The sequence below is a fragment of the Actinomadura logoneensis genome (genome assembly GCF_003428695.1).
Taxonomy (GTDB): domain Bacteria; phylum Actinomycetota; class Actinomycetes; order Streptosporangiales; family Streptosporangiaceae; genus Spirillospora; species Spirillospora logoneensis.
Genome location: NZ_QURH01000045.1, coordinates 1 through 5,112 on the forward strand (window position 1 = coordinate 1; position 5,112 = coordinate 5,112).

The window sequence follows — 5,112 nt, forward strand, 5'->3', positions numbered from 1 at the left end:
GTCGCTGCGCCGGGCGGGGGCGGGCAGCGCGCGCCGGCACACCCGGCAGCGGCCGTGCGGGGCCTCGCCGTCCTCCGCCGGCTCCGTCCCGGCCTGCCGTTCCGCCACGTCGACCCGCACCTCAGCCATGCGGGAACCCTAACAGCCGTGGTTCTGCCGACCCCGAAACGCATTGCGCGCCGCTGAAACGGAAACCAGGCCGGTGAGAGGACCTCGTGGGCTTCGGCCATGTGACGGGCGAACCGGTCGAACTCGGTCACCGTGGACACCGAGCCGTGCCAGACGGCGGCACCTCGTCGGCGGTTGGCGGGGCAGGCAGAACAGGGTCCACGCAGGCCCTGACGCTCAGGTCCCCGGCGTCCGGTTGTTGACCTGCCAGGTCGGAGTGGCGCTGGAGTGGACGGTGCCGTCGGGGTCGAAGACCAGGTAGCGGTCGAAGTCCTCGGCGAACCAGCGGTCGTGGGTGACGGCCAGGACGGTGCCCTGGTAGGCGGTCAGGCCGTCCTGGAGGGCTTGGGCGCTGGCGAGGTCGAGGTTGTCGGTGGGTTCGTCCAGCAGCAGGAGGGTGCAGCCGGACAGCTCCAGCAGCAGGATCTGCAGCCGTGCCTGCTGCCCGCCGGACAGGGTGTGGAAGGGCTGGCGTCGGGTCGGGGCGAGTTCGTAGCGGGCCAGGGCGCGCATGGCGTCGTTGAGGGTCGTCCCGAAGTCGGTGGTGATGATCTCGTCTGGGGTGCGGTCGCGCAGATCGGGGCGGGTGTGGGTCTGGACGAAGTGGCCGGGGGTGACGCGAGCGCCCAGCCGTACCGTGCCGTGGTGGGGGACTGAGGACGGGTCGGCGAGCAGCTTGAGGAACTGCGACTTGCCCGACCCGTTGGCGCCGAGGACGGCGATGCGTTCGCCGTACCAGACTTCCAGGTCGAACGGCCTGGTCAGGTCGGCGAGTTGGAGTCGTTGGCAGGTCACGGCGCGCTTGCCGGTGCGTCCGCCGCGCAGGCGGACGCGGATGTTCTGCTCGCGCGGCGGCGGCTCGGGCGGTCCCGCCTCCTCGAAGCGGGCCAGGCGGGTGCGGGCGGCCTGGTAGGACGAGGCGACCGCGTCGTTGGCGGCGGCACGCTGCCGCAGCGTGTGGACCAGGCGACGCAGCCGGGCGTGTTCGTCGTCCCAGCGGCGGCGCAGCTGGTCAAGGCGGGCGGCGCGGTCGCGTCGCGCGGCCGGGTAGGTGGCGAAACCGCCGCCGTGTACCCAGACCGTGCCGGACTCGACGGTGATGATCCGGTCGGCGGCGCCGGCGAGCAGGCGGCGGTCGTGGGACACCAGCAGCACGGTCTTGGTGGTGGCTTGGAGCCGTTCCTCCAGCCACTGCTTGCCGGGGATGTCCAGGTAGTTGTCGGGCTCGTCCAGCAGCAGCACGTGGTCGGGGCCGCGGAGCAGCGCTTCCAGCATGAGGCGCTTCTGCTCGCCGCCGGACAGGGTGCCCGCGGGCCGGTCCCGGACCTGCTCATACGGCAGGCCGAGCGCCACGGTCGTGCAGGCGTCCCAGACGACTTCCAGGTCGTAGCCGCCGGCGTCGGTGAAGTCGCTGATGGCCTGGGCGTAGGCGAGCTGGCTCTCCGAGGCGCCGGTCAACGCGGCTTCGGCGCGTGCCAGCGCGGCGGTCGCCGCCTTGATCTGCGGTGGCGCGACCGACAGCAGGAGTTGGCCGACGGTGCGGTCCCCCGGCGTGAACTGGCGCATCACGCCGAGGCCGCCCGTGGTGGCGATCTTCCCCGCCGACGGGGCCAGTTCCCCGGCGATGAGCCTGAGCAACGTCGTCTTACCGCCGCCGTTCGGCCCGACCAGGGCCGCCTTGGCGCCCTGCCCCACCCGGAAGGACACCTCGCGGAGCAAGGGCCGGCCATCGGGCAGCGCGTAGGCCAGATCGCTGACATCGATGTGCCCCACAACCACCTCTGAACGCTGATCGGGTCACTAGAACGTTGATCCGGTGCTCGTTCACCGTACTAGAGTGGGCGCATGGGAGCGAGCCGAGCGGGCGACATCTGGTTGAAGCAGCCACCCAGGCGACGGGAGGCGCCGCCGCTGTCACGGGAGCGCATCGTCGCCGAAGCGATCGCCCTTCTCGACGAGGAGGGCGCGGACCGGCTGACCATGCGGCGGCTGGCCGAGCGGCTCGGCACCGGCTCGACCACGCTGTACTGGCACCTCGACACCAAGGACGACGTGCTCGACCTGGCCCTGGACACGGTGTTCGCCGAGGCCGAGGTGCCGCCGGCGACCGACGACTGGCGCGCTGACGTCACCGCGATGGTGGAGCGCTGGCGCGCGGTGATGCTCCGGCACCGCTGGACCGCCACGCTGATGGGCCGGCCGATGCTCGGCCCGAACGTCCTCGCCCGTACCGAGTTCCTGCACGCGGCCCTGCAACGCGCCGGGCTCACCGGCGCGCCGCTGACCGCCGCCGCCTACGGACTGTCGCATTTCGTGATCGGTGCCGCGGTCAGCCAGCTGTCCTGGCACGGCAGGGACGAGTCGTCCACCCGCGACGCCGCCGACAAGATCCTCGCCGCGCAGCGCGATGCGTACCCGACGCTGGCCGCCCACGGGCATCCCAGTGACAACGACTGGGACGAGGCCTTCCAGCGGGGCCTGGGATACCTGATCGACGGAATCCGTGCGAACGCCATCGAGTAGCCGGATCCCGCAGCCCCTGCCTCTCGGACCCGCCACCCGATCAGGCGGGCGGCGTGCCGAACAGCACCCAGAGTTCACCCGGCGGCCTCGCACTCCTCGTGGTTGTCTCACCGCTTCCTCGGCGCTCGCCCTAGGATCGGGCTTGCCGCGCGGCTCGGATGAGGTCGCCTCATCGGCCAGTGACAACCAGGAGTTGTGGGTGGAGCTCGATCTCGGTGCCGTCCGGACGTTCCTCGCCGTCGTGGACGACGGGCACTTCACCGTCGCCGCCGACCGCCTGGGCATGAGCCAGCAGGCGGTGTCCAAGCGCGTGGCGCGGCTGGAGGCCGACCTCGGCGTTCCGCTGCTGACCCGGTCCCGCACCGGCGCGCGCCCGACCGAGGACGGGGCGGCCTTCCTCCCGCAGGCCCGGGCGCTGATCGGGCTCGCCGACCAGGCCACCGCGATGTTCCGCACCCGCCGCCGCGCCCTGCGCATCGACGTCCTGGCCCACGCCGCCGCGCCGGTCGAGCTCGTCCGCGCCTTCTACGAGGAGGGGGACGTCGAGGTGGAGATGATCGTGTCGCGCAGTGCCGTCCCCCGGTGGACGGCGCTCGCCGAGGGCTCGATCGACGCCGCGTTCGGCCGCGTCGCCGGGCCTCCGCCCCCGGGGATCGAGCGCATCCCCGTCTGCCTGGAGCCGCTGCCCATCCTGGTCGGACGCGGGCACCCGCTGGCGGGTCGGGGCAGCGTCCCGATGGCCGAGCTCAGGGGACTCACGGCATGGATGCCCGGCAACGTCCGCGACAGCGAGTGGGCCGAGTTCTACGACTTCCTCAGCGCGGAGTTCGGCGTCCGGATCGACACGTCCGGCCCGGTCTTCGGCAAGGACCACATGATGGAGCGGATCGCCGCGTCGCCCGACCTCATCACCTTCGGCAACAAGACGCAGTTCCCCGGCTTCCCGGACGTCGTCCAGCTCTCCCTCACCGATCCCGTGCCGGTCTACCCGTGGTCCCTCATGTGGCACGAGGCGAACCGTCACCCCTCGCTGCCCCCGCTCATCGCGCACATGAGGGCCCACGCGCGGCCCTTCGCCGAGCCGGACCAGTGGCTGCCCGCCCCCGACCGCCCGTTCTTCCCCACCGTCCGCACCGGACGTCCGGCTTGACCTTGTCACTGTGTCAAGGTCTTCACTGCTGGGAGGAGGTGGTCCCGATGACCCGGCCGGACGAGGACACGAACGCGATGCGAGCGCTCAGGGCACTGGAGAGCGGCGACGCGTCGGTGCGGCTGCGGGCGGCGCTCGCCGTCGGCACGGCGCCCGACCCGCGCTTCGTCGAAACGCTCGTCGCACGCTGCGCCACCGAGCCCGAGTTCTTCGTCCGCGACATGCTCACCTGGGCGCTCACCCGGCACTCGCCGTCCGAGACGGTCCCCAGGCTCCTCGCCGAGCTGCGGTCGGAACGCGCGCAGGCGCGCAGCCAGGCGCTGCACACCCTCTCCAAGATCGGGGACCGGCGGGCGTGGCCGGCCGTCACCCGCGACCTGCTGACCGACGCCGACGACGAGGTGGCGCGCAGCGCGTGGCGCGCGGCCGCCATCCTCGTCCCCCCGGCGGAGCGCGCCGACCTGGCCGGGATCCTCGTCACCCAGCTCGGACGCGGCGGACGGGAGACGCAGTTGAGCCTCTCCAGGGCGCTGATCGCGCTCGGCGAGGTGATGCTGCCGGTCCTGCGGGCCGCGACGACGGCTCCCGACCCGCGCGTGCGGCGGCACGCGATCGCCACCGAACGGCTCTTCCACGACCCGGACGCCGGGTTCGAGTTCGCGGTCGAGCAGGCCAAGCGGCTCATGGCCCTGGGCGCGACCGGCCGGGAGGGAGGATGAGCGGTGCTGATCGGTGAGGTGGCGCGGCGGTCCGGGGTCAGCGCCCGCATGCTCAGGCACTACGAGTCCCTGGGCCTGCTGCGCCCGACCGGACGCAGCGCCGGCGGCTACCGGGAGTACTCCGCGGACGACATCCGGCGGATCTTCCACATCGAGAGCCTGCGGTCGCTGGGACTGTCGCTGCGCGAGGTCGCCGGCGCGCTCGACGACCCCGGCTTCGAGCCCTCCGCGCTCGTCGGCGACCTCATCCGCCGGACGAGGGAACGCATCGCGGCCGAGACCGAACTGCTCACGCGCCTGCGCCGCATCGACTCGGCCGAACCCGCCGACTGGACGGACGTCCTCCAGGTCGTCGCGCTCCTGCAGGCCCTCGGATCGGAGAGCCCGGGGAAGCGCCAGCGCGCCGCCCTGGCCGCGGCGGACGAGGCGCCGGTGCCGGTCGAAGCCCTGGTCGAGGCCGTGCTGGACGAGACGGACCCGCACGTCGCCGGGGCCCTGCGCTGGGCTCTGGCGCGCGCGGCGGGCGGCGGACTGCCGCTGCTCGCCGCGGGC

At 73.0% G+C, this 5,112-nt stretch carries 5 protein-coding genes; 4 read left to right on the plus strand and 1 reads right to left on the minus strand.

Features of this window, described 5'->3' with window-relative positions; genetic code table 11:
• Window positions 1-345: 345 nt before the first annotated feature.
• Window positions 346-1,941, minus strand: coding sequence for an ABC-F family ATP-binding cassette domain-containing protein (locus DZF91_RS02535; protein ID WP_117355902.1), 1,596 nt, complete (start codon window positions 1,939-1,941; stop codon window positions 346-348).
• Window positions 1,942-2,013: 72 nt separating this feature from the next.
• On the opposite strand from DZF91_RS02535, the gene DZF91_RS02540 reads away from it, so the two are divergent.
• The 4 genes from DZF91_RS02540 to DZF91_RS02555 form a co-directional block, all read left to right on the plus strand.
• Window positions 2,014-2,691: a TetR/AcrR family transcriptional regulator gene (locus DZF91_RS02540; protein WP_117355903.1), complete on the plus strand. Its 678-nt coding sequence runs from the start codon at window positions 2,014-2,016 to the stop codon at window positions 2,689-2,691.
• A gap of 199 nt (window positions 2,692-2,890) precedes the next feature.
• The gene (locus tag DZF91_RS02545; RefSeq protein ID WP_117355904.1) at window positions 2,891-3,841 is read left to right on the plus strand and encodes a LysR family transcriptional regulator; all 951 of its coding nucleotides are present in this window, start codon (window positions 2,891-2,893) and stop codon (window positions 3,839-3,841) included.
• Window positions 3,842-3,888: 47 nt separating this feature from the next.
• Complete coding sequence (locus DZF91_RS02550) at window positions 3,889-4,560, plus strand: HEAT repeat domain-containing protein (RefSeq protein WP_117355905.1); 672 nt, start codon at window positions 3,889-3,891, stop codon at window positions 4,558-4,560.
• Between the two features lie 3 nt (window positions 4,561-4,563).
• Window positions 4,564-5,112 (plus strand): MerR family transcriptional regulator (locus tag DZF91_RS02555; RefSeq protein ID WP_117355906.1); only part of this gene is annotated, 549 nt, incomplete at its 3' end.

Excerpts from the sequence above, each read along its gene's own strand:
- DZF91_RS02550 (WP_117355905.1), top strand. The coding sequence starts at position 3,889 with ATGACCCGGCCGGACGAGGACACGAACGCGATGCGAGCGCTCAGGGCA.
- DZF91_RS02540 (WP_117355903.1), top strand. The coding sequence starts at position 2,014 with ATGGGAGCGAGCCGAGCGGGCGACATCTGGTTGAAGCAGCCACCCAGG.